Below are 22,893 nucleotides of genomic sequence, written 5' to 3' on the forward strand. Positions count from 1 at the left end.
GTCAGCCGATCCCGGGGATGAGTCGCACGAGCAGGTCGATCAGCCAGATCCCGGCGAACGGCGTCACGATGCCGCCGAGGCCGTAGATCAGCAGGTTGCGCCGAAGCAGCGCCGAAGCACTCGACGGCCGGTAGCGAACACCCTTGAGCGCCAACGGTATCAGCGCCACGATGATCAGCGCGTTGAAGATCACCGCGGACAGGATCGCGGACTGCGGCGTGGCCAGGCGCATGATGTTGAGCTTGTCCAGCGCCGGGTAGATCGCCGCGAACATCGCGGGCAGGATCGCGAAGTACTTCGCGAGGTCGTTCGCCACGGAGAACGTCGTCAGCGCACCACGGGTGATCAGCAGCTGCTTGCCGATCTCCACGATCTCGATGAGCTTGGTCGGGTCCGAGTCGAGGTCGACCATGTTCCCGGCCTCCTTCGCGGCCGACGTGCCGGTGTTCATCGCGACGCCGACGTCCGACTGCGCCAGCGCGGGCGCGTCGTTGGTGCCGTCACCGGTCATCGCGACGAGCCGGCCGCCCTCCTGCTCCTTGCGGATCAGGGCCATCTTGTCCTCGGGCTTGGCCTCGGCGAGGAAGTCGTCCACGCCCGCCTCGGCCGCGATCGCCTTGGCGGTCAACGGGTTGTCGCCGGTGACCATGACCGTGCGGATGCCCATCGCGCGCAGCTCGGCGAAGCGTTCCTTCATGCCGGGCTTCACGACGTCACTCAGCCGGATTACTCCGAGCACCTCGTCGTTCCCAGAATGATTCACTTCGGCGACGACGAGCGGCGTGCCACCGTCCTCGCTGATCCTGTCGACGATCGCCTGGACCTCGTCGGAGGTGGTGAACCCGCTGGCCGCGCCCTTGCGGATGCTGCGGCCGTTCAGGTCGATGCCGCTCATCCTGGTCTGCGCGGTGAACGGGACGAACTCGCCGGTCTTCTCCGCGTCCGTCGGTTCGGCGGACAGGCCGTGCTTCTCCACGCACAGCTCGACGATGCTGCGGCCTTCCGGCGTGCCGTCGGCGAGGCTGGACAGCCGGCACGCCTCGGCGAGCCGGCGCTCGTCCGTGCCGTTGGCGGCGATGAACTCCGTGGCGCGGCGGTTCCCCCACGTGATCGTGCCGGTCTTGTCCAGCAGCAACGTGTCGATGTCACCGGCGGCCTCGACGGCCTTGCCCGACGTGGCGAGCACGTTGCGCTGCACCAGCCGGTCCATGCCCGCGATGCCGATCGCGCTCAGCAACGCGCCGATGGTCGTGGGGATGAGGCAGACCAGCAGCGCGGTCAACACGATCACCGACTGCTCGCCACCGGAGTAGATCGCGAACGGCTGCAGCGCCACGACCGCGAGCAGGAAGATGATCGTCAGCGTGGACAGCAGGATCGTCAGCGCGATCTCGTTCGGCGTCTTCTGCCGTTCCGCGCCTTCGACGAGCGCGATCATCCGGTCGACGAACGTCTCGCCGGGCTTGGTCGTGATCTTGACGACGATCCGGTCGGACAGCACGGTCGTGCCGCCCGTGACTGCGCTGCGGTCACCGCCGGACTCGCGGATCACCGGCGCGGACTCACCGGTGATGGCGGACTCGTCCACGGTGGCGATGCCTTCGACGACGTCACCGTCGCCGGGGATGACCTCGCCCGCCTCGACGACGACCAGGTCGCCGATCCGCAGATCGGTGCCGGGCACGCGTTCCTCGACGCCGTCCTCGGTCAGCCTGCGCGCGACGGCGTCCTTCTTGGTCTTGCGCAACGAGTCGGCCTGGGCCTTGCCCCGGCCTTCCGCGACGGCCTCGGCGAGGTTCGCGAACAACACCGTGAACCACAACCAGACCGCCACCGCGATGGTGAACACGCTCGGGTCCGTCACGGCGAACACCGTGACCAGCAGCGAGCCGACCCAGACGACGAACATGACCGGGTTGCGCAGCTGGTAGCGCGGGTCGAACTTGCGCAGCGCGTCCGGGAACGACGTCAGCAGCTGCCGGGGGTTGAAGACGCCGGACGCGACCTGGTGGCCCAGGTTCTCCGCGTGCCGGGTGCGGATCTCCTCCGGAGTCCGCTGAAGTGTGCTGGTCACAGCAGTGCCTCCGCGATGGGACCGAGAGCAAGAGCGGGAACGAACGTCAGCGCGGCGACCAGGACGATCGCGCCGGTGAGCAGGCTCGCGAAGAGCGGCCCGGTGGTGGGCAGCGTGCCCGCCGTGACCGGCACCTTCTTCTGCGCCGCAAGGGATCCGGCCAGTGCCAGCACCGCGATGATCGGGACGAACCGGCCGAGCGCCATGCAGACGCCCAGTGAAGCCTGGAACCAGTCGTTGGTCACCGTGATGCCGGCGAACGCGGAGCCGTTGTTGTTCGAGGCCGACGCGTAGGCGTACAGGATCTCCGACAGACCGTGCGATCCCGGGTTGTTCAACGCGCCTTGAGTGCTCGGCAGAATCGCCGCGATCCCCGCGCCGATCAGCAGAACCGTTGGCATAGCCAGAATCGACACGGCCGCGGCCGTGACCTCCTTGCGGCCCAGCTTCTTGCCGAGGTACTCCGGCGTGCGGCCGACCATCAGGCCCGCCAGGAACATCGCGATGATCGCCATCACCAGGATGCTGTACAGACCGGTGCCGACACCGCCCGGCGTCATCTCGCCGAACAACATGTTCAGCATCGCACCGCCACCACCGAGACCGGTGAAGCTGTCGTGCATCGAGTTCACCGCACCGGTCGACGTGCCGGTGGTCGAGTTCGCGAACAGCGCGCTGGCAGGGATGCCGAACCGGAGTTCCTTGCCTTCCAGCGGACGCAGGCCGCTCGCCTCCGCCGCCCAGATGATGCCGAGCATCGCGGTCCAGATCACGCCCATCACACTGAGCAGGACGTAACCCTGCTTCTTGTTGCCCACCAGCTGACCGAACGTACGGGTCAGCGACACCGGGATCACCAGCAGCAGGAAGATCTCGATCAGGTTGGTCCACTCGCTCGGGTTCTCGAACGGGTGAGCCGAGTTGGCGTTGAGGACACCGCCACCGTTGGTGCCGAGCTCCTTGATGGCTTCCTGCGACGCGACCGGCGCGTTGGCGATCGTCTGGCCGTCAACGTCCACACCGGACTTGAGGCTCATCGTGACACCGAGCGCGATCAGCACGATCGCGAACACGAACGCGATCGGCAGCAGGATCCGGATCGTGCCGCGGGTGAGGTCGACCCAGAAGTTGCCCAGGCGATCCGTCTGGTGCCGGACGAACCCGCGCACCAACGCGACCGCGACGGCCAGTCCGACCGCGGCGGACACGAAGTTCTGCACGGTCAGGCCGACCATCTGGACCGTGTGGCCCATGACGGTTTCCGGCACGTACGACTGCCAGTTCGTGTTCGTCACGAAGCTGACCGCGGTGTTGAACGCCATACCCGGCGGGATGGTGCCGCGGTCGAAGCTGAACGGCAGCCAGGACTGGATGCGTTGCAGCACATACAGGAGCACGACGCTGACGAACGAGAAGCCGAGCACACCGTAGGCGTAGGTGCTCCACTTCTGCTCGCTGTCGGGGTTGATCCGCCCGATGCGGTAGACCGCCAGCTCCAGCCTGGAGTGCTTGGCGTCGCTGAACACGCGCGCCATGTAGTCGCCGAGCGGCCGGTAGGCCGCCGCCAAGGCCACGACGAGGATGCCGACCTGGAGCAGGCCGGCCACAGTGGGTGACATCAGAACTTCTCCGGCCTGATGAGAGCGATGAACAGGTAGACGATCAACAGCAACGCGAGCACGCCGCCGACGGCGTTCGCGAGCAGACCTGTGCCGCTCACAACTTCTCCAGTCCACGCACGGTGAGACCAAGCACGACGAAACTCCCGATCAGCAGCAACGCGTAGGCCAGATCGGCCATGACGCGCTCCCTTCCCGACAACGATGTGGCTTGACGGGCGCAAGCGTGCATGGCGAAAACCCGCACGTCAGGGGTGTCTGATGGCCTTTTGACACCCTGGACGGCTTCCTTTACGCGTTCTTGATGCCGTGCGAGCTGGGTCTCACCCCAAGGTGGCATTCAACGGTCACCGGATGTGATCTGCGACGGCGTGCGCAGGCTCCTCGAACGGAACAAAGCCGACCCTGACTGCGAGATCAGCGCGACCCGAGGGCCGGGAGCAGGGTCGCCTCCAGCACACCGGCGGCTTCCTCGGCGGCGAGCCTGCCCGCGTTGACGTCCTCCGCCGCCGCGTGCAACAGGCTGTAGACGGTCGTGACCAGCCACGTCATCGGCAGGTCGCGCCGGAACACGCCCTCCTGCTGTCCACGGACCAGCAGCGCTTCCACGTGGTCGACGACCTCGCGGTGGCGTTGCCTCAGCGCAGCGGCTCCGAGCTCGCGCTGGGCCAGGTCGAAGAGCTTGCGGTGCTGGTCCAGCTCGTGCCACGACGACCGCAACAGCCGTCGCAACGCCTCGGTGGCAGGGCCTTCACCCGGTGTCGCCTTCTCGATCACCGCACCGGCCGCGGCGATCGTGCGGTCCAGCACGGCTTCCAGCAGCACCTCGCGGGACGGGAAGTGGGCGTAGAGGGTGACCCGGCCGACGCCGGCGGCACGCGCGATCGCCGCCATGCTCGCCTGCGGATCCTCGGTGAAGGACACGAGGGCGGCGTCGAGGATGGCGGCGATGTTGCGTTCGGCGTCGGCGCGGCGCCGGGTCTCCGTGGTGGCCACGACCGAAAGCCTACGGTCAGCCAAGGATGATGCGAATCAGTGCGCGAACACCGGTCCGTCCGTCGCGGGCGGGCGACCGGCGGGCACGAGCAGGGTCGCGCCGATCGCCACCACGGCCGCCACCACCGCGGTCGCCGTGAACGCGGCACCGAACCCGGTCACGCCGTCGCCCTGCAGGCTCTGCGCGGCGATCGTGGACACGAAGGCGATACCGAGCGTGGCACCGAGCTCGTGGCCGGTGTTGACCAGTCCGGACGTGGTGCCCGCGTCGTGCGGGCCGGCGTGTGCCATCGCGGTGGTCGTGGCCGTGACGAACGCGGCACCGAGCCCCAGGCCGGAGATCAGGAAGCCTGGAAGCACCGCCAGCGCGGCATTTCCGGACTCGGGCACCTGGGCCAGCAGCAACGCACCGACGACGGCGAGACCGAACCCGGCCGCGACGGCGGGACGTCCACCGAACCGGCCGACCACGCGCACGCCCAGGTGCGTGCCGAGCCCGATCACGAGCGCCACCGGCAGGAAGATCAGCCCGGTCTGCAGCGCGTCGAGCCCCAGCACGTGCTGGAGGTACTGGGAGTTGAGGAAGAAGTCGCCCAGCAGCAACGCCGACGCCGCCAGCATCACCAGATTGCCCGCGACCACAGGCCGCCTGCCCAGCAACGGCGGCGGCACCAGCGGCCGGGCCGCCCTGCGCTCGACCAGGACGAACACCGCCAGCACCACCGCCGCACCGGCGAGGAACCACGGCGTGCTGCCACCGGTCCAGCCCGTGTCGCCGGCGCGCACCAATGCGTAGATCAGCGCTCCCACACCGAGAACCACGGTCAGCGCGCCCGGAACGTCCACACCGGACACGGACTGTCCACTTCGACCGGACGGCACCAGGCGCGGGAGCAGGACGGCGACGAGCACGCCGACCGGGACGTTGATGAAGAACACCCACTCCCAGCCGGGTCCCGCGGTGAACACACCGCCCAGCAGCACACCCACGGCCGCGCCGGCCCCCGCGATCGCCGCCCACACGCCGAGCGCGCGGTTCCGCTCAGGCCCGTGGAAGGCGGTGGTGAGGATCGACATCGCCGCCGGCGACAGGAACGCGGCACCGGCACCCTGCGCGGCCCGTGAGATCACCAGCGCCGTTGCGCTGCCCGCCAGCCCGGACGCCAGCGAGGCGGCCGTGAACACCATCAGCCCCGCCAGGAAGACCCGGCGTCTGCCGACGGTGTCGGCGAGCCTGCCGCCGAGCAGCATCAGGCCGCCGAAGCACAGCGTGTAGGCGGTGATCACCCAGGTCAGCGCCGCGCGGTCAAGGCTCAGATCGATCGCCATCCGCGGGAGCGCGACGTTCACGACCGTCACGTCCAGGATCACCATGAACTGCGCCAGGCTCAGCAGCACCAGCACCCACCAGTTCGTCCGCACGGCCACGCCGGTCATGCCCACTCCTTAACTCGAACACCACTGTTCGACTTAAGGTACGCCAGTCTCGGCAATAAGTCGAACAGTGGTGTTCGAGTTAGCAGGGGTCAGGTGACGGCATCAGTGGTGGTCGTGGTGGCCTTCGTGCGGGTGAGCCTCGTGCCCGCCGTGGTACTGATGCACCACCGCGTGCCCCTTGCCCCGCGAGATCAGCCAACGGTTGACCGGCACGGTCGCGACGAACGCGACGACCAGGGAGAACGCGAGGCTCGCCCAGAAGAGCCAGTTGGTGAGCCCCGCCTCCATCGCACCGGGCACGACGAGCATGACGCCGTTGTCGACGATCTCCATCACGGTGATGGACAACGTGTCGGCCGCGAAGGCGACGCCGATCGCGGCCTTCAGCGCGACGCCCGACCTGAGGACCGGCCGGATGGTCAGCGAGTACCCGAAGAAGAACGCGAGCACGATGGAGAGCACGACCATGGCGAGGTTCGACCAGCCCAGCGCGGTACCGATGATCATTCCGAGGACCTCGCCGATCGCACAGCCCGTGAGGCAGTGCAGCGTGGCGGAGATGGCCAGTCGGGTCAGGCTCGCGGGTGCGGCGCCGTGGTTCATGATTCCTCCTCCAGTTCGCATCGAACCATACCCCTAGGGGGTACCCGTATCAAGCCGTTCGACACTTCGTTCCATCCGCACCCCTTTACTCCGCAGCCACGCCAGCGGGTCGAGTTTGCGTCCTGCCTGGTCCCACAGCTCGAAGTGCAGGTGCGAGCCGGTCGAGATGCCGCGGTTGCCCATCTGCGCGATGACCTGGCCGGCCGTCACCTGCTGACCTTCCCGCACGGCGTAGCTGTTGATGTGACCGTAGATCGCGGTGGTCCCGTCGGTGTGCCGCACTCGAACCCAGAGCCCGAAACCGCCGGCAGGCCCGGCTTCGAGCACCACACCGTCCATCGTGGACACGACTGGCGTGCCGATCCGGTTGGCGATGTCGAGGCCGTAGTGCGTCGTTCCCCAGCGTGGACCGTAGTTGGACGTGATCGTGCCCACGGTGGGAGCGACCACCTTGGTCTTCCGCACCTGCTCGGCTTCGTACTCCGCCTTGCGCCGGGCCTGCGCTTCGACTTCTTTCCGGTCGGCCAGGAGCATGCTCTTCCTGAGCTGTTCCACCTCGTCGTGCGCCGGTGCACCGGTCAGCAACAGGGTCGGGGCGGTGTTGTCCCCACCCAGGCCGGACCGGGTGGCCGCCGGCTGCACACCGGCGTGCACGTCCGGGACCTGCGTGCCGAACTGGAAAGCCGAGATCGTCGCCCCTGCGGCGACACCGGCGATGACGAGGTGGGCGGACAGCCGCGGGCGGGCGGCCGCGGCGTGCTTCGGCACTGGTCAGCCGACGATCCGGCGTGCGCCGATGTAGTGCCCGTCGCCGCGGATCGGGCGGACGTCGACGAGCTGGCCCTCGGTCGGCGCGTCCACCATCTTGCCTTCGCCCACGTACATGGCCACGTGGTGGATCGCCGCGGGATTGCCGGTGCCGTCGTCGTAGAACACCAGGTCACCGGGCAGGAGTTCGTTCTGCCCCACCGGCCTGCCGACGCGGTACTGGTCGACCGCCACGCGCGGGATCGTGACACCGGCCGTCGAGTACGCCCACTTCGTGAGGCCGGAGCAGTCGAAGGCGTTCGGCCCGTTCCCACCCCACTGGTACTGGGAACCCCGCTTCGACAGCGCCGCCTGCAACGCCGTGTTGGCCGCGCCGGGCGGGCCGAGGTAGGTGCCGGTGTCCTTGACCTGCCCCATTCCCAGCGACGACTTCTGCGCCGAGGTGAGCTTGTTCACCGCCTTGCGCAGCTCGCCGACGCGCCCGTCGAGGTCGGATTTGCGCTGCTTGAGCTCGTCCGTGTGCTTGGCGGCCTCGTTCGTCGCCTGCTGTGCGCGCTGCCGTGCGTCGTCGGCCTTCGCCACCGCCGCGGCCAGCGTGCCGAGCGCCTCGGCGTTGTCCGCGGCCAGGAGCCGGAGTGCGGACATCCGGTTGAGGAAGTCCTGCTGGGAGTCGCTGACGAGCATCGCGGACAGCTGACTGAACCGCGCACCCTGGAAGGTCGACTCGGTCAGCACGTCGACCCGGCCGCGCAGCTGCTCCTCGGCCTGCCGGGCCTGGTTCAGGTCACCGGACGCCCGGTCGAGCTCGCCCTGTTTCGCGGCCAGGTTCTCCTGTGCCTGCAGAACCTCGTCGTTGAGCTTCTCCGCCTGCCCGCTCAGCTCCTCGTACTGCTTGACGGGATCGGCCGCCGGCTGCGCCGCGGCGGGACCCAGGGTCGCGCCTGCCAGCGTCAGAGCCGTGGCAGCCGCCACCGCACCTCGAAAACCGTGCCTGCTTCGCTGGGACATCACGTCAGCGCAAGTTACGGGAACATAACCATGATTGTCTACTATCGGGATTAGTAGAGCGCGCAGAATTGAACCGATCCGGGCCACCCACCCGTAGACCGCAGTGATGGGATCTACTAGGTACGGTAGTGGAATGACCGGGACGAGCCGCACAGTCGCGCAGTGGCTGCTGCTGTGCGTGCTGTTCCTGGGCGTCGTCGGCATGCATCACGTCGCCACCAGCGGCGACATGGCCTCGGGCCACGACATGGCGCCTGTGACCGCACAACACGAGCAAACACCGGAGGAGCCCACTCCCTCCTCGCCCGCGCACGACATGCTGCATCTGTGCGTCGCGGTGCTCTGCGCGATCGTGTCGCTGCTCCTGCTGGCCTGGTTGCTGGTGCGCTCGACGCCCGAGAACGCCGGTCACACCAGGGGATCGTCGGCGTGGCCACGCGCACCCGGCCACCCGCCGCCCCTCGGCGGCCGCGCGTTGCTCAGCTCCATCAACGTGCTGAGGTTGTGATCCACCGCGTTCCCCCTCGATCACAGTCCACAAAGCACAGAGAAGGAACACGGAGCATGAAGAAGTCCTTGATCGGGATCGCCGCCGCCGGAGCCGCCGTCGTGGCGCTCGTCGCCGGATGCGGCAGCGGGAACGACATGAAGGGCATGGACCACAGCTCGTCCTCCACCGCGCCCGCGGCGACGGGCAGCGGCAAGGCGGCGGGCAACAACGCCGACGACGTCACGTTCGCGCAGGGCATGGTGCCCCACCACCAGCAGGCACTGGACATGGCGAAGCTCGTGCCGTCGCGCAGCACCAACGCGAAGGTGCTCGACCTCGCGAAGCGGGTCGAGGGCGCGCAGGACCCCGAGATCCAGAAGATGAACGGGTGGCTGAAGGAGTGGGGCGCGTCCACCTCGATGCCCGGTATGGACCACGGCTCGATGCCCGGCATGTCCGGGATGATGAGCGCCGACGACATGAAGATGCTCGAGCAGTCCAAGGGCGCCGCGTTCGACAAGATGTGGCTCGAAATGATGATCAAGCACCACGAGGGTGCGGTCGCGATGGCGAAGACCGAGCTGCAGAAGGGCAGCAACGCCGACGCCAAGAAGATGGCCCAGGACATCATCGACGCCCAGCAGAAGGAGATCACCGAGATGCAGGGCCTGCTGAAGGCGGCCTGACCCGGTGAGCGGCGGGTGGGGGACTCTGCGGGACCCGAGTCCCCCACCCGCCTCAGCGTTCTACTATGGATCTTGGTAAGAGGTTCCGGAACGGTCATCGCGTACCCTGGGCCTGCGGAAAGGGTGGGCGATGCGCGGACTGGGTGAACTGGAAGCAGCGGTGATGGACGTGCTGTGGCACGCCGGTGAGCCGCTGCGGGTGCGTCAGGTGCTCGAACGCCTGGACACCGGCAAGGACCTCGCCTACACCACCGTGATGACGGTGATGGACAACCTCCACCGCAAGAACTGGCTCACCCGCGAGCGCGACGGCAAGGCCTACCTGTACGCCGCGACGGTGACCCGCGCCGAGGCCGCTGCCAACGCGGTGCGCGAGGTGCTGAGCGCCTCCGGCGACCCGAGGGCCGCGCTCCTGCACTTCGCTCAGACGGCCTCCGAGGAGGAGTCCGACCTGCTGCGCAAAGCGTTGCGGAGGAAGGCCTCGAAGAAATGACCGTGGCCCTCGCGCTGCTCGCAGGAGCCGCCCTCGTCGGCTGGCTGGCACCACGCCGGCTGGTGCGGCTCGCGGACCCGGTGGTGGCGCTGGTCGCCTGGCTGGTGTCCGTCGTCGCCGTGGTCGCCACGGCGGCCGGCGCGATGTTCCTGCTGGTCGTCCCCGACCACGGGCTCGGCGTCGTGGCGGCGTTCCACCACTGCTGGAACGCGCTGCAGCACGGCACCACCCCGGCGATCGAGGCGGTCAGCGGCGCGACGGGCGTGGCCCTGCTGACGGCCCTGCTCGTCCGGGTCGCCGTGGTGGGCCGCCGCACCGCGCGGCAACGGGCCCAGGAGGGTCGGCGGCACATGGACGTCCTGCGCGTCGCGGCGCGTCGCGAGGCGGGCCCGCACCCGACGCTCTGGCTGGAACACGACCGGCCGCTGGCGTTCAGCCTCGCGGGCAAGCCGGGCGTCGTCGTCGCCACGGACGGCCTGCACCGCCACCTGACCCCGGCGCAGGTCGAGGCCGTGCTCACGCACGAGCGGGCCCACCTCGACGGACGCCACCACCTGCTGGTGACCATCGGCGACGTCGTCGCCGCCACCCTGCCGTTCCTGCCGCTGTTCAAACGGGCGGCGATCGCGGTGCGCGAGTTCGTCGAGATGGCGGCCGACACCGCCGCGGTGCGCGCGCACGGCGCCGAGACCGTGCGAGTGGCGTTGCTGAGGGTGGCCGGCCACGGTGCGCCCGGCCCGGCCCTGGCGATGAGCAGGGACGCGGTGGAGACGAGGCTGGCGCGCCTGCAGCAGCGGCAGAGCACCCCGAGCACGATGCGGCGACTGCTCTCGTGCGGCCTCGCGGGTGCCACGGCCATGGTCCTGCCCGCCGCCGCGGCCGCCGGCGCGTTGACGGCCCTGATGCTGGTGGTCTGCCCGTGAAGCCGTCTCTTCGAGGCCGTCCGACGTCCGCGGAACGGCTTGCCGCCGACGAGCCGCTCGTGGCGCGCCTCGATCCGGCAGGTCACCACCGGCGCAAGTCCCGCCCGCGCACCCGGCGGACGCTGGCGACCTCCGTTGTCGTGACACTGATGCTGCTCGGTCTGACCGGGTTCGCCGTGCGCGAGGCGGCCAGGTCACAGCAGACCGCTCAGCCCGACGCCCCGCCGGCGAGCACGAGCGCGGGCCCGCACGACGCAGCCGGTCATGCCAGCCCGAACCAGCTGCCCAACCCCGATCCGCAGCTCTACAACGCGGCGATGGCCTCGGCCGAGCTGCCGCCGGGTGGCGACTTCACCGTCGAGGGCGCGAAGAGGTGGGCGGTCGTGCCGGGAAGCGGTGCGCCGACGACCGGCACGAACGTCGTGAAGTACACGGTCGAGGTCGAGGAGGGCGTCCAGGTCGTCGGAGGGGTTGCCGGCTTCGCGTCCGATGTGGACACCATCCTGCGCGATCCGCGCGGCTGGATCGGAAACGGCAAGCACGGCTTCCAGCGCGTCGACTCCGGCAAGCCCGACCTGCGGATCAGCCTGACGTCGCAGATGACCACGCGCAAGCTGTGCGGCTGGCAGATCCAGTTCGAGGGGTCGTGCTTCAGCTCCACGGAGAACCGGGTGACGATCAACGTCGCCCGGTGGGTGCGCGGCGCGGTGTCGTACCAGGGCGCGCTCGTCGAGTACAAGCAGTACGTCATCAACCACGAGGTCGGTCACGGCATCGGGTACGAACACCGGCCGTGCCAGGAGTCCGGGGCCCTGGCGCCGGTGATGATGCAACAGAGCTGGGGTGTGTCGAACGACTACCTCGCCGCGCTGGGCACCGATCGGGTCAAGGCCGACGGCAAGGTGTGCCGTCCCAACGCCTGGCCCTTCCCGACCGGCGCACGCTAGGACCGTTTCGCGAGGAACCCCAGCGCCGCGGCGGTGAATCCGCCGAGCACGACGACCCCGGACCACAGCGAGACCGGCCACCGCACGGCGTCGCTGATCGCGAGCCCGGTGAGCTGGCCCGCCCACACGAGCACCGCCACACCACCAGCGGCGACCGGCAGGAACCCGTCAGGTATCCGCGCGAGCACGAGGTCCGCGACGACGGCGCCCGCCGCGGCGCCTGCCGCACCGACAAGAGACGTGGTGGGGAACCCGACGACGGCGACGGACAGCAGAGCCACGGGAGCGACGAGCACCGTCGCCACCCCTGGGAGCCGCCGGCCGCCGCGCAGGATCAGCAGCAGCGGAACGGTGAACAGCACCGTCGTGAGCAGGTACCCGCCGAGCCCGGCGACCACCGGCAGCTCGGCCTCCAGGTGACCGGGCGAACCCTCCGGCGTGGGAACGAACGCCTCGACGACGGCCGGCATCGGGAACGGCGAGGTGTAGAGCAGGAAGAACGCGACCAGCGCTGTGGACAGCACCAGTGACAGCACCGCGGTGGGTGTCCACGGCCGGTCCTCCCGCAGCACGCCCTGCGCCCTCAGCGGGGTGCCGAGGATCAGCAACCCGCCGGCCCCGAGCAGCAGGTGACTGGGGCTGACCAGCGCGTCCACCGCGACCTCGATGCCGAAGAACTCGTGCCACAGCAGGTCGGCGACGCCACCGACGCCGAACACGATCACACCGAGCACCCCGCCCGCATAGCCACGCGGCAGGCCGCCGAACACAGGCCGACCGGGTTGGCGGGTGCGCCAGACCAGCAGACCCATCCAGGCGGCGGTCGTCGCCAACGCCGCGTAGAGCACGCCGTGCCACGGCGTGAAGAAGCTCTCCAGTTCGGGCACGTTGAAGTGCGCCCAGCCGTCGCCGAGCACGGCGGCCACCAGCCAAATCCCGAGGATCCCTGTGACCAGGTCGCGATGGCGCATGACTTCCTCAGCTCCCACCGAGGTACGGATACGGTGTAGGGGTATGTAGATATACCCACCAGGGGTACACGCGTCAAGACTGACCCAAGCCGAACATCTACGTAGCCGAGTAGTAGATAATGGGCGGTGACGGCGGCGACCGTCGCAAGGGAGGCGTGCGATGCAGGGACTCGGAGAGCTGGAGACAGCCGTGATGGAAGTGCTGTGGCTCGACCCGAGTCCGCAGCGGGTGCGCGACGTGCTGGACGCTCTCAGCACCAGGCGCAAGCTCGCCTACACCACCGTGATGACGGTTCTGGACAACCTCCACCGCAAAGGCTGGGTCTCCCGTGAACTGGACGGCAGGGCCTACCGCTACCTCGCCACGAGGAGCAGGGAGGACTCGGTGGCCCACGCGTTGCGGGAACTGCTGGACTCGGCGGAGGATCCGGAGTCGGTGCTGCTGAGGTTCGCGCGGTCGGTCTCGCCCCGCGAGTCCGAGGTGCTGCGACGGGCCCTCGGCGACACTGCGGGCGACCAGTGATCCTCGCCTTCGCGCTCCTGGTGGGCGCCGTGGTCGTCGGGTTCGCGGCACCGCGTTTCCTGCACCGCCTGACCACCAGCCAGGTCGCTCCGGCCGTGTTGATCACGTGGTGGTTCGCCACCGGTGTGAGCGTGCTGCTGACGGCACTGGGCGGAGTCGTGCTCCTCCTCGTTCCCGGCCACGGACCGGCCAGGTGGGTGGTCGACCGGATTCACGAGTGCTGGTCGGCGGTGACGCACGGCAGCGTTCCCGCACTGGACGACGTGCTCGGCACCGTCGGCACCCTGCTGATCGCCGCCGCGCTCGCGAGGCTCGGACTGGCCGTCTTCCGGCGCCGGTCGGACGCGCTGAAGGTCCACAGGAGACAGTTGAGCCTGCTCCGGATCGCGGCCAGGCGTGCCACCGGTCAGGAGCCGCTCATGTGGCTCGACCACGACCAGCCGCTCGCGTACAGCGTCGCCGGGCGGCCGTCGTTCGTCGTGGCCACCACAGGACTCACGGAGCACCTGTCGGACCAGCAGGTGGCTGCCGTACTCGCCCATGAACGCGCCCACCTGCGTGGTCGTCACCACGTCCTGACCGGACTCGCCGACGCGGCGGCGTGGGCGATGCCGTTCGTTCCGCTGATGCGGCAGGCACCCGCGGCGGTCCGGGTGCTCGTCGAGATGGCGGCGGACTCGGCCGCCGCCGCTGCCCACGGCGCGGAAGCCGTGCACTCCGCCCTGCTGCGGGTGACGAGCGGTGCCGCGCCGGCCGGGGCGCTCGGCATGGCGGACAACGGGGTCGAGCAGCGGCTCGACCGGCTGGCACGCGCGTCACGCCCGAAGCCGTGGCTGCGCGTGGGCGCACTGGTCGCCACGGCGGTCACGGCACCAGCGCTGCCGGCCGCGGTGGGACTCGGTTTGTTCGCTGTGACATCGACGGTGTTCTGCTCGATCGCCTGAGTCACTCCACATAGGACACAACGCTCATCATGCCCGCTTCGCCGTGGTAGACGTTGTGGCAGTGCGCCAGCCACTGCCCGGGGTTGTCGGCGGCGAAGTCCACTTCGACCGAACGTCCCGGCAGCACCAGCACGGTGTCCTTGCGTGGTCCCGAGTTCCCGTCGGCCCGCACCTGGAACGTGTGTCCGTGCAGGTGCATCGGGTGGAACATCCGCGACTTGTTGTCGAACTTCAGGCGCACGTGCTGGCCCTGCTCGACCGGCAGCCCGTCGTTCGGGTCGTAGACCTTGCCGTTGATCGTCCACGTGTACTTGTCGCCAGGACCGTCGAGGACGAGGTCGTGCACGACGTCGGGTTGCTTGTCCGGCAGAGCGACCCGGTCCGCCGCGCGCAGTGACGTCGCCATGAGGACGGGCAGCCCCACGAGCTGCTTGACCTGTGCGTCCTCTGCAGGCTTCGCCGGAACGTCCGGGTTGCGCAGCACCACCTGGGCGTACTGGTCACGGCCCTCGGCGAGGGCGAGCACCGGCACCGAGCCGGCGGGCACGGTGACCACCGCGTCCAGCCGCTCCCCCATGCCGAGAAGCACGACGTCCGCTTCCTGCGGCCGCGACGGGAAGCCGTCGGTGTGGGTGACCCTGAGCCGCGCGCCGGGGACGCCGACCCGGAACGCCGTGTCCGCCGCCGCGTTGATCAGCCGCAGCCGCACCCGCTGCCCCTCCTTCGCCTCGACGGCCTGCGGGTCGCGGAAAGTCCGCCCGTTGGCGAGGACGTGCGGATACGTGACGTCCCCCGCGTCGCCGCCGAGCAGCTCCGACTTCGGCATCGACATCCCGGGCATGGAACCGTGGTCCATGCCCGGCATCCCGCCCATGCCGTTCTTCTTCAGCTCGTCGAGCACCGCGTCCGGCGTGCGGTCGACGCCGTCCAGCCAGTCGTCGAGGACGATCACCAGCTCGGTGTCGTAGTCCGCGCCGTCGTCGGGGTCCTCGACGATGAGCGGCGCGTACAACCCCCGGTCGAGCTGCACGCCCGAGTGCGGGTGGAAGAAGTACGTGCCCGCATCCGGCACGGCGAACTCGTAGGTGAACGTGGTTCCGGCGCCGATGTCGCTCTGCGTGAGCCCGGGAACACCGTCCATGTCGTTGCGCAGCGCGATCCCGTGCCAGTGGATGCTCGTCGGTTCCGGGAGCTGGTTGGTCAGCTCGACCTTCAGCACGTCGCCCCGCCGGACCCGGATCTCCCTGCCCGGCAGCTGACCGCCGTAGGCCCACGTGTGCACCTGAACACCGCCGAGGTCCACCTCGGCCGTGGCCGCGACGAGGGTGACGGACGTGCTGCGGGCGCCCGCGAGCCGCCTCACCCGCTCCGCCTCCGCCACCCGCTCCGACCCCGGCGGGACGCGCCCACCGGACGCGCACGCCGTCAACCCGGCTGTGGCCGCGAGCAGGAGAAAGCTCCGGCGGCAGATGCGCCCAGGGCTGTTCGAAGTGGCCATGTCCATCCCATCGAGTCCGTTACTACTATCGTCGATAGTAGCTCAGGCCGGACGTGCAACACGTCACAGCCAGACTCTGGTAAACCCCTACCCCCCTGGGGTATGTTGAACGCAAGCGTCCACCGTTCCCCCGGCCAGTTCCGGCCGGCCGCGCGGTGGAGGAGATCGACAGGAGCGAGACGTGCACGGCTACACCGACAACAAGGACGCCCACCTGCGCCGCCTGAAGAGGATCGAGGGCCAGGTCCGCGGACTACAGCGGATGATCGAGAACGACGACTACTGCATCGACGTCCTCACCCAGATCTCCGCCGCCACCCGTGCGTTGCAGGCGGTCTCACTGGGACTGCTCGACGAGCACCTCAAGCACTGCGTCAGCCAGGCCATCACCGACGGCGGCACCGCAGCCGACGAGAAGATCGCGGAAGCCAGCAACGCCATCGCCCGCCTGGTCCGCTCCTGAATCTCACGTCCCCACCACCTCGAGGAGAACGACCCATGGCCGAGTCCACCTTCACCGTCAAGGGCATGACCTGCGGGCACTGCGTCAGCTCGGTGACCGAGGAGGTCAGCCAGATCAGCGGCGTGCAGCAGGTCGACGTCGACCTGCCCACCGGCAAGGTCACGATCACGAGCGACGAGCCCGTCGCCGAGGACGCGGTGCGCGCCGCCGTCACCGAGGCCGGCTACGAGCTGGTCGGCTGAGACCGCACGAGGGGGAAAGATCATGAAGACCGGTCACAAGGTCGCCGCCTACGGCCTCGCGCTGGCGCTCGTCTTCGGCGGGGCCTGGGCGGCCGGTGCCGCGGTCGGCCCGTCCGGCGGCGCTTCCGCCCCGGACGCGGCCGGCGCGATGAACCACGGCGAGCACAAGGCCGAACCGGCGAAGGTCCCACCGGGACTGTCCGTTTCGGACAACGGCTACACGCTGCAGCTGCACGACAACGAGTCCCTGGGCTTCCACATCAGCGGACCGGACGGCAAGCCCGTCACGAAGTTCGCGGTGGAGCACGAGAAGCGGCTGCACCTGATCGTCGTCCGGCGGGACGGGTCGAACTTCCGCCACGTGCACCCGCAGATGACACCGGACGGCATGTGGTCGGTGCCGCTCACGCTCACCGAAGCGGGCAGCTACCGGGTGTTCGCCGACTTCAAGCCGGAGGACGGTCCGAAGACCACTCTCGGCGCCGAGGTCCAGGTCGCGGGCGACTACCGGCCGCGCACCCACGCCGACAGCCGCACGTTCACCGTCGACGGCTACGAGGTGACCCTGGGCGGTGAGCTCACCGCGGGCAGCGCGTCGACGGTCACCGTCGCCATCGGCAAGGACGGCAAGCCGGTGACGGACCTGCAGAACTACCTGGGCGCGAAGGGACACCTGGTCGCGTTGCGTGCGGCCGACCTGGCGTACCTGCACGTGCATCCCGAAGACAGCGCCGAGGTGAAGTTCGCCGTCGAGGTGCCGACCGCCGGGCGCTACCGGTTGTTCCTGGACTTCCAGCACGAGGGGAAGGTCCGCACCGCGGAGTTCACCCTCTCGACGGTGGGCTCCCCGACGCCGGCCGCGCCGCAGACCCACGAGGAAGGAGAAGGTCATGGCCACTGAAACCATCGAGATCTCGATCGGCGGCATGACCTGCGCCTCCTGCGCCGCGCGCATCGAGCGCAAGCTCAACAAGCTCGAAGGCGTCGAGGCATCGGTGAACTACGCGACGGAGAAGGCACGCGTCACGTTCCCCGGCGACCTGTCCCCCGCCGATCTCGTCAAGGTCGTCGAGGACACCGGTTACACCGCCGAACTCCCCCAGGCCGAGGAATCCCCGGCCGAAGAGGACGACCCGACGCGATCGTTGCGGCACAGGCTGATCACGTCCGTGGTGCTGTCGGTGCCGGTGATCGCGCTGGCGATGATCCCCGCGCTGCAGTTCACCTACTGGCAGTGGCTCTCGCTCGCACTCGCCGGGCCGGTCGTGGTGTGGGGCGCGTGGCCGTTCCACAAGGCGGCGTGGGCGAACCTGCGGCACGGCGCCGCCACCATGGACACGCTGATCTCCGTCGGTGTCGGCGCGGCGTTCCTGTGGTCGCTGTACGCGCTCTTCCTGGGCACCGCGGGCACACCGGGCATGACGCACGGCTTCTCGCTCACGATCGAGCGGATGTCGGGCAGCGGCAACATCTACTTCGAGGTCGCCGCGGGCGTCACGACGTTCATCCTGGCGGGCCGCTACTTCGAGGCGCGGTCCAAGCGACGCGCCGGAGCGGCTTTGAAGGCGCTGCTCGAACTCGGCGCGAAGGACGTCGCCGTGCTGCGGGACGGCCGTGAGGTCCGCATCCCGACGGGAGATCTGCGCGTCGGCGACCGGTTCGTGGTGCGGCCGGGCGAGAAGATCGCCACCGACGGCGTGATCGAGGAAGGCAGCTCGGCCGTCGACGCCGGCATGCTCACCGGCGAGTCCGTACCCGTCGAGGTCGGCGTGGGTGACGCGGTGGTCGGCGCCACGGTCAACGCGGGCGGGCGGCTGGTCGTGCGGGCCACGCGAGTCGGCTCCGACACGCAGCTCGCGCAGATGGCTCGGTTGGTCGAAGAGGCGCAGAGCGGCAAGGCCGAGGTGCAGCGCCTTGCCGACCGGGTGTCGGCGGTGTTCGTGCCGATCGTGATCGCGCTCGCCGTCGGCACGCTGGGCTTCTGGCTCGGCACGGGCAACGGCGTGGGCGCGGCGTTCACGGCTGCGGTCGCGGTGCTGATCATCGCCTGCCCGTGCGCGCTGGGCCTGGCCACGCCGACCGCGTTGCTCGTCGGCACAGGTCGTGGCGCCCAACTCGGCATCCTGATCAAGGGGCCGGAGGTCCTGGAGTCGACCCGCCGCGTCGACACGGTCGTGCTGGACAAGACGGGAACCGTGACCACGGGCCAGATGAGTCTCGTCCGCGTCCACACCGCTGAAGGTGAGGACGAGGAGGAGGTGCTGCGCCTGGCCGGTGCGCTGGAGCACGCTTCGGAACACCCGATCGCGAAGGCCATCGCCAAGGCCGCGGGTGACGTCCCGGCGGTCGAGGACTTCCAGAACGTCGAGGGACTCGGCGTTCAGGGCGTGGTGGACGGGCGCGCGGTGCTCGTCGGCCGGGAGAAGTTGCTGAACGAGTGGAGCGTCCGGCTCGACTCGGTGCTCACCGAGGCCAAGCAGGCAGCGGAGAACCAGGGCCGCACGGCGGTGCTGGTCGCGTGGGACGGCAAGGCGCGCGGCGTGCTCGTCGTCGCCGACACGGTGAAGCCCACGTCGAAGGAAGCGATCGAGGCTCTGCGCGGTCTGGGCCTGCGTCCGGTGCTGCTGACCGGCGACAACGAAGCCGCCGCTCGCACGGTGGCTCGCGAGGTGGGCATCGAGGAGGTCATCGCCGAGGTGCTGCCCGCGGACAAGGTCGACGTCGTGAAGCGCCTGCAGGACGACGGCCGCGTCGTGGCGATGGTCGGTGACGGCGTGAACGACGCCGCCGCGCTCGCCCAGGCCGACCTGGGCCTCGCGATGGGCACCGGCACGGACGTGGCGATCGAGGCCAGCGACCTGACGTTGGTGCGGGGCGACCTGCGGGCCGCCGTGGACGCCATCCGGTTGTCGCGCAGGACACTGGCGACGATCAAGGGCAACCTGTTCTGGGCGTTCGCCTACAACGTCGCCGCGCTGCCGCTGGCCGCGCTCGGCCTGCTCAACCCGATGATCGCGGGCGCCGCGATGGCGTTCTCGTCGGTGTTCGTGGTGAGCAACAGCCTGCGGCTGCGCGGTTTCCGCAGCGTCAGCGGCTGATCCACCTCACACGGAAGCAGCGTCCTCGGCCGGCCGGTCGAGGACGCTGCCCGTGAGGCCGTTCGGGACCGATGGCGGAACGCGGCCGACCGAGTGGAAACGAGCAACCCGATGGCCGTCCTGTCCCGTCTGTCAACCATGAGCCTTCTTCCACGCATGGCCGCAGTCATCGTGCTGACCGCGGCCGGCGTGCTGACCGGCTTCGCTCCCGCCGTCCAGGCGTCCTGCGCACAACCACCGCACGAGTCGCCCTACGTGTTCACCGGCACCGTCGAGTCGACCGAACGCAACGGCCTCGTCGCCCACGTCCGCACGGACGCCGGGCCGCAGGTCGAGGTGATCGGCACTCCCGCCGAGACCGGTGCGTCGACGGTTGACCGGACCTACACCACCGGCCTGCGGTACGAGTTCCACCCGCTCAACTCTTCGAGCCCGTACCAGGACAACAACTGCACCCGCACGCACGTGATCGATTCCCCGCCACCGGCCAGTTCCTCCGCACCCCCACCCACGTCGTCCGCTTCGGGTTCGAGCGGCACGCGCACCGCGGCCGGGATCGGTGCGGCAGGTGCCCTTCTCGGCGCGGTGACGCTCGGACTGTGGCTCTGGCGGCGCAATCGGAGGAACGGTCACCGCGCCGAGGCACGGTGACCGAACGTCAGTTGCCGGAGGTGAAAGCTCCGACCGGCAATGTTCACGTTCACATTGCTGTCTTGATACGCGTCGAATATGCATCGAAATACCCTGGCGGACAGCGGCTAAATGTCTAGCAAGATTTCGTTAGCGTTAACATCGGCATCGTTCTCATCGGACCCGCCCTGCCCGTCAGGAGACCACGATGACCCACCCTGCTGACAATCCCCTGTCCCGACGCCATTTCGGCCTCCTCGCGGCGGGAGGCCTGGCCGCCGCTGCGCTGCCGCGATCGGTCGCCGCCGCATCCGGCAGCGACAGCTACGAGCCCACGTGGCCGTCGATCGACCGCCACCTGGCCGCCCCGGAGTGGTTCCAGGACGCCAAGTTCGGGATCTACTGGCACTGGGGTGCCTTCACCACGCCGGAGTTCGGCAACGAGTGGTACGGCCGGAACATGTACCAGGCCGGCAGCAACGAGAACAAACACCACACGGCGACCTACGGCGACCCCTCGGTCTGGGGCTACGACAAGTTCATCGACGGCGGGACCGACACCGCGGGCAACCGCGTCCAGTTCGCGCCGAAACTCGTGTCGCAGGGCGGGAAGTTCGACCCGGACGAGTGGCTGCGGCTCGTCAAGGACTCCGGTGCGAAGTTCGCCGGTCCGGTGGCCGAGCACCACGACGGCTTCTCCATGTGGGACAGCAGGGTCAACGAGTGGAACTCGGTGGCGCGGGGGCCGAGGCTCGATCTGCTCGACCTGTTCGCCAAAGCGGTCCGCGCCCAGGGCCTCAAACTGCTCGTGTCCATGCACCACGCGTACAACTACAACGGCTTCTACGACTACGCCCCGCGCCAGACGGATCCGAGTCTGCGCAAGCTCTACGGGCAGCTGCCGCGCGCCGAGGAGGACGCGTTGTGGCTCGCCAAGCTGAAGGAGGTGGTCGACCGGGCCAAGCCCGACATCCTCTGGCAGGACTTCTCGTTGAACTCACCGGGTTCCTGCCTGAACGACGGTCCCTGCGCGGTCGGTGAACAGCAACGGCTGGAGTTCCTCGCCTACTACTACAACCGGGCTGAGACGTGGGGCAAGGACGTCGTCGCCACGTACAAGCACTTCGACACGGGCTTCACCAACAAGGGCCAGGTCGAGGACTACGAACGCGGCGGGCCAGCGGACATCGTCACGCCCTACTGGCTCACCGACGACGCGATCAGCAGCAGCAGTTGGAGCTACACCAAGGGAATCGGCTACTACTCCAGCACACAGATGATCCACGCGCTGATCGACCGGGTCAGCAAGGGCGGCAACATGCTGCTCAACATCTCCCCGACGCTCGAGGGAATCATCCCCGACGGCCAGCGTGCGGTGCTCGCCGACATCGGCACCTATCTGCGGCGGCACGGCGAGTCGATCTACGCCACCCGCTCGTGGTCGTTCTACGGCGAGGGCCCGACCAAGATGGGCGGCGGCTCGTTCGTCGCCCCGCTGGTGGGCACCGCCAAGGACATCCGGTTCACCCGTGACAAGGCGAGCCGCGTGCTCTACGCGACGGTGCTCGCCTGGCCCGGCACGACGCTGAACATCACCACGTTGTCCAGCAGGAGGACAGTCCTCAGTGGACTGCGCAGCGTCGAGCTGCTCGGCGCGCCGAACCCGTTGCCGTACAGCCAGGACCAGAACGGCCTCCGCGTCACGCTGCCGGCGACCGCGCCCTACAGCTCACCGGCGTACGTGGTGAAGCTGACCTTCGCCGACAAGATCCCGTTCGTCGGGCCGGAATCCGGTGCCGGGGTGTTCGCCGACCCCGACTACCGCGGAACGAACGCCGGCCTCACCGTGGGCAGCTACACCGCCACCCAGCTCCAGTCGAGGAGCCTCGCACCGAGGACCATCTCCTCGCTCTGGCCGGCGGAGGGCTACGAGGTCTTCGGCTATCCCGAGGACGGCTTCACCGGCACCCCGGTGCGGTTCGCCACTCCCAGCCCGGACCTGCGCACGAACGGGTTCGACGACCGGATCGTCTCGCTGCGGGTGCGGTTCGACCCCGCGAGGTGGTTCCGGATCATCAACGTCACCAACGGTCTCGCCATGGACGGCGGCGGAAACGTCGCAGCCGGCAGCAACCTGAAGATCTGGACCCCTGACGGCAGCACGAACCTGCAGTTCCGGGTGGAGGAGACCGGTGACGGCTTCGTCAAGCTGACCAACCGCACCAACGGTCTGGTCATCGACGGCGCGGGTGCCACCCAGCAGGGCGCGAAGCCCGTGCAGTCCACCTACACCGGAGCCACGAGCCAGCAGTGGGCCATCACGGACAAGGGACACAACTTCTTCGTGATCGCCAACCGCGCGACCGGCCTGGTGCTGGACGGCGGCGGCAAGGTCGACTCGGGTTCGCCGCTCAAGGTGTGGACCGACGACGGAAGTTCCAACCTGCGCTGGCAGTTCTTCGCGGTGTGACGAGGGAGGA

Annotated in this window: 23 protein-coding genes; 13 read left to right on the forward strand and 10 right to left on the reverse strand. The window is 69.1% G+C overall.

The window, feature by feature from the left end; all coding sequences use genetic code 11:
* Window position 1: 1 nt before the first annotated feature.
* The 8 genes from kdpB to JOD27_RS22285 form a co-directional block, all read right to left on the reverse strand.
* Entirely contained in the window at window positions 2–2,074 is a 2,073-nt protein-coding gene (kdpB, locus tag JOD27_RS22250) for a potassium-transporting ATPase subunit KdpB (protein WP_204764187.1), read from the reverse strand.
* Complete coding sequence (gene kdpA / locus JOD27_RS22255) at window positions 2,071–3,693, reverse strand: potassium-transporting ATPase subunit KdpA (protein ID WP_204764188.1); 1,623 nt, start codon at window positions 3,691–3,693, stop codon at window positions 2,071–2,073. The genes kdpB and kdpA overlap by 4 nt, the downstream gene beginning before the upstream one ends.
* On the reverse strand, window positions 3,693–3,794 hold the full coding sequence (kdpF, locus tag JOD27_RS22260; RefSeq protein WP_146353588.1) for a K(+)-transporting ATPase subunit F: 102 nt from the start codon (window positions 3,792–3,794) through the stop codon (window positions 3,693–3,695). Before kdpF ends, kdpA begins: the two co-directional genes overlap by 1 nt.
* A 316-nt stretch (window positions 3,795–4,110) precedes the next feature.
* The gene (locus tag JOD27_RS22265; protein ID WP_204764189.1) at window positions 4,111–4,689 is read right to left on the reverse strand and encodes a TetR/AcrR family transcriptional regulator; all 579 of its coding nucleotides are present in this window, start codon (window positions 4,687–4,689) and stop codon (window positions 4,111–4,113) included.
* 36 nt (window positions 4,690–4,725) lie between these two features.
* A complete protein-coding gene (locus tag JOD27_RS22270) occupies window positions 4,726–6,126 on the reverse strand; it encodes a DHA2 family efflux MFS transporter permease subunit (protein WP_204764190.1) in 1,401 nt (466 codons plus the stop codon).
* 102 nt (window positions 6,127–6,228) lie between these two features.
* The gene (locus JOD27_RS22275; RefSeq protein ID WP_204764191.1) at window positions 6,229–6,729 is read right to left on the reverse strand and encodes a DUF4396 domain-containing protein; all 501 of its coding nucleotides are present in this window, start codon (window positions 6,727–6,729) and stop codon (window positions 6,229–6,231) included.
* Between the two features lie 33 nt (window positions 6,730–6,762).
* On the reverse strand, window positions 6,763–7,497 hold the full coding sequence (locus JOD27_RS22280; RefSeq protein ID WP_307830266.1) for a M23 family metallopeptidase: 735 nt from the start codon (window positions 7,495–7,497) through the stop codon (window positions 6,763–6,765).
* Window positions 7,498–7,500: 3 nt separating this feature from the next.
* Entirely contained in the window at window positions 7,501–8,469 is a 969-nt protein-coding gene (locus JOD27_RS22285) for an NlpC/P60 family protein (RefSeq protein ID WP_307830267.1), read from the reverse strand.
* 169 nt (window positions 8,470–8,638) lie between these two features.
* Here JOD27_RS22285 and JOD27_RS22290 point away from each other — a divergent pair, with 169 nt between their 5' ends.
* From JOD27_RS22290 to JOD27_RS22310, 5 genes are all read left to right on the forward strand, one after another.
* Window positions 8,639–9,013, forward strand: a complete 375-nt coding sequence (locus JOD27_RS22290; RefSeq protein ID WP_204764192.1) for a DUF6153 family protein — start codon at window positions 8,639–8,641, stop codon at window positions 9,011–9,013.
* 56 nt (window positions 9,014–9,069) lie between these two features.
* A complete protein-coding gene (locus JOD27_RS22295) occupies window positions 9,070–9,681 on the forward strand; it encodes a DUF305 domain-containing protein (protein WP_204764193.1) in 612 nt (203 codons plus the stop codon).
* A gap of 130 nt (window positions 9,682–9,811) precedes the next feature.
* Entirely contained in the window at window positions 9,812–10,174 is a 363-nt protein-coding gene (locus tag JOD27_RS22300) for a BlaI/MecI/CopY family transcriptional regulator (protein ID WP_204764194.1), read from the forward strand.
* The gene (locus JOD27_RS22305; protein ID WP_204764195.1) at window positions 10,171–11,097 is read left to right on the forward strand and encodes a M56 family metallopeptidase; all 927 of its coding nucleotides are present in this window, start codon (window positions 10,171–10,173) and stop codon (window positions 11,095–11,097) included. Before JOD27_RS22300 ends, JOD27_RS22305 begins: the two co-directional genes overlap by 4 nt.
* Complete coding sequence (locus JOD27_RS22310) at window positions 11,094–12,044, forward strand: DUF3152 domain-containing protein (RefSeq protein ID WP_204764196.1); 951 nt, start codon at window positions 11,094–11,096, stop codon at window positions 12,042–12,044. Before JOD27_RS22305 ends, JOD27_RS22310 begins: the two co-directional genes overlap by 4 nt.
* On the opposite strand, the gene JOD27_RS22315 is transcribed toward JOD27_RS22310, so the two are convergent.
* On the reverse strand, window positions 12,041–13,015 hold the full coding sequence (locus tag JOD27_RS22315) for a hypothetical protein (RefSeq protein WP_204764197.1): 975 nt from the start codon (window positions 13,013–13,015) through the stop codon (window positions 12,041–12,043). The genes JOD27_RS22310 and JOD27_RS22315 overlap by 4 nt on opposite strands.
* Window positions 13,016–13,175: 160 nt before the next feature.
* On the opposite strand from JOD27_RS22315, the gene JOD27_RS22320 reads away from it, so the two are divergent.
* Window positions 13,176–13,538 carry a BlaI/MecI/CopY family transcriptional regulator gene (locus JOD27_RS22320; protein ID WP_204764198.1) on the forward strand — a complete coding sequence of 121 codons (363 nt, stop codon included), beginning with the start codon at window positions 13,176–13,178 and terminating at the stop codon, window positions 13,536–13,538.
* Window positions 13,535–14,482, forward strand: coding sequence for a M56 family metallopeptidase (locus JOD27_RS46710; RefSeq protein WP_204764199.1), 948 nt, complete (start codon window positions 13,535–13,537; stop codon window positions 14,480–14,482). Before JOD27_RS22320 ends, JOD27_RS46710 begins: the two co-directional genes overlap by 4 nt.
* Window position 14,483: 1 nt before the next feature.
* On the opposite strand, the gene JOD27_RS22330 is transcribed toward JOD27_RS46710, so the two are convergent.
* Window positions 14,484–15,980, reverse strand: coding sequence for a multicopper oxidase family protein (locus JOD27_RS22330; protein WP_204764200.1), 1,497 nt, complete (start codon window positions 15,978–15,980; stop codon window positions 14,484–14,486).
* Window positions 15,981–16,161: 181 nt separating this feature from the next.
* Here JOD27_RS22330 and JOD27_RS22335 point away from each other — a divergent pair, with 181 nt between their 5' ends.
* The 6 genes from JOD27_RS22335 to JOD27_RS22360 all read left to right on the forward strand — a co-directional run bounded on the left by JOD27_RS22335 (window position 16,162) and on the right by JOD27_RS22360 (window position 22,883).
* A complete protein-coding gene (locus tag JOD27_RS22335) occupies window positions 16,162–16,443 on the forward strand; it encodes a metal-sensitive transcriptional regulator (protein ID WP_204764201.1) in 282 nt (93 codons plus the stop codon).
* A gap of 35 nt (window positions 16,444–16,478) precedes the next feature.
* Entirely contained in the window at window positions 16,479–16,685 is a 207-nt protein-coding gene (locus JOD27_RS22340; protein ID WP_204764202.1) for a heavy-metal-associated domain-containing protein, read from the forward strand.
* A 22-nt stretch (window positions 16,686–16,707) separates the two neighbouring features.
* Window positions 16,708–17,586, forward strand: coding sequence for a DUF8832 domain-containing protein (locus tag JOD27_RS22345; RefSeq protein WP_204764203.1), 879 nt, complete (start codon window positions 16,708–16,710; stop codon window positions 17,584–17,586).
* On the forward strand, window positions 17,576–19,783 hold the full coding sequence (locus tag JOD27_RS22350) for a heavy metal translocating P-type ATPase (protein ID WP_204764204.1): 2,208 nt from the start codon (window positions 17,576–17,578) through the stop codon (window positions 19,781–19,783). Before JOD27_RS22345 ends, JOD27_RS22350 begins: the two co-directional genes overlap by 11 nt.
* Before the next feature lie 156 nt (window positions 19,784–19,939).
* Window positions 19,940–20,434, forward strand: a complete 495-nt coding sequence (locus tag JOD27_RS22355; protein WP_204764205.1) for a hypothetical protein — start codon at window positions 19,940–19,942, stop codon at window positions 20,432–20,434.
* Between the two features lie 187 nt (window positions 20,435–20,621).
* On the forward strand, window positions 20,622–22,883 hold the full coding sequence (locus tag JOD27_RS22360) for an alpha-L-fucosidase (RefSeq protein ID WP_239568253.1): 2,262 nt from the start codon (window positions 20,622–20,624) through the stop codon (window positions 22,881–22,883).
* Window positions 22,884–22,893 lie beyond the last annotated feature (10 nt).

The organism is Lentzea nigeriaca, assembly GCF_016907955.1.
Taxonomy (GTDB): Bacteria; Actinomycetota; Actinomycetes; order Mycobacteriales; family Pseudonocardiaceae; genus Lentzea; species Lentzea nigeriaca.

Excerpts from the sequence above, each read along its gene's own strand:
- kdpA (WP_204764188.1), bottom strand. The coding sequence starts at position 3,693 with ATGTCACCCACTGTGGCCGGCCTGCTCCAGGTCGGCATCCTCGTCGTG.
- JOD27_RS22270 (WP_204764190.1), bottom strand. The coding sequence starts at position 6,126 with ATGACCGGCGTGGCCGTGCGGACGAACTGGTGGGTGCTGGTGCTGCTG.
- JOD27_RS22275 (WP_204764191.1), bottom strand. The coding sequence starts at position 6,729 with ATGAACCACGGCGCCGCACCCGCGAGCCTGACCCGACTGGCCATCTCC.
- JOD27_RS22290 (WP_204764192.1), top strand. The coding sequence starts at position 8,639 with ATGACCGGGACGAGCCGCACAGTCGCGCAGTGGCTGCTGCTGTGCGTG.
- JOD27_RS22295 (WP_204764193.1), top strand. The coding sequence starts at position 9,070 with ATGAAGAAGTCCTTGATCGGGATCGCCGCCGCCGGAGCCGCCGTCGTG.
- JOD27_RS22300 (WP_204764194.1), top strand. The coding sequence starts at position 9,812 with ATGCGCGGACTGGGTGAACTGGAAGCAGCGGTGATGGACGTGCTGTGG.
- JOD27_RS22305 (WP_204764195.1), top strand. The coding sequence starts at position 10,171 with ATGACCGTGGCCCTCGCGCTGCTCGCAGGAGCCGCCCTCGTCGGCTGG.
- JOD27_RS22315 (WP_204764197.1), bottom strand. The coding sequence starts at position 13,015 with ATGCGCCATCGCGACCTGGTCACAGGGATCCTCGGGATTTGGCTGGTG.
- JOD27_RS22320 (WP_204764198.1), top strand. The coding sequence starts at position 13,176 with ATGCAGGGACTCGGAGAGCTGGAGACAGCCGTGATGGAAGTGCTGTGG.
- JOD27_RS22330 (WP_204764200.1), bottom strand. The coding sequence starts at position 15,980 with ATGGCCACTTCGAACAGCCCTGGGCGCATCTGCCGCCGGAGCTTTCTC.
- JOD27_RS22340 (WP_204764202.1), top strand. The coding sequence starts at position 16,479 with ATGGCCGAGTCCACCTTCACCGTCAAGGGCATGACCTGCGGGCACTGC.
- JOD27_RS22345 (WP_204764203.1), top strand. The coding sequence starts at position 16,708 with ATGAAGACCGGTCACAAGGTCGCCGCCTACGGCCTCGCGCTGGCGCTC.
- JOD27_RS22350 (WP_204764204.1), top strand. The coding sequence starts at position 17,576 with ATGGCCACTGAAACCATCGAGATCTCGATCGGCGGCATGACCTGCGCC.
- JOD27_RS22355 (WP_204764205.1), top strand. The coding sequence starts at position 19,940 with ATGGCCGCAGTCATCGTGCTGACCGCGGCCGGCGTGCTGACCGGCTTC.
- JOD27_RS22360 (WP_239568253.1), top strand. The coding sequence starts at position 20,622 with ATGACCCACCCTGCTGACAATCCCCTGTCCCGACGCCATTTCGGCCTC.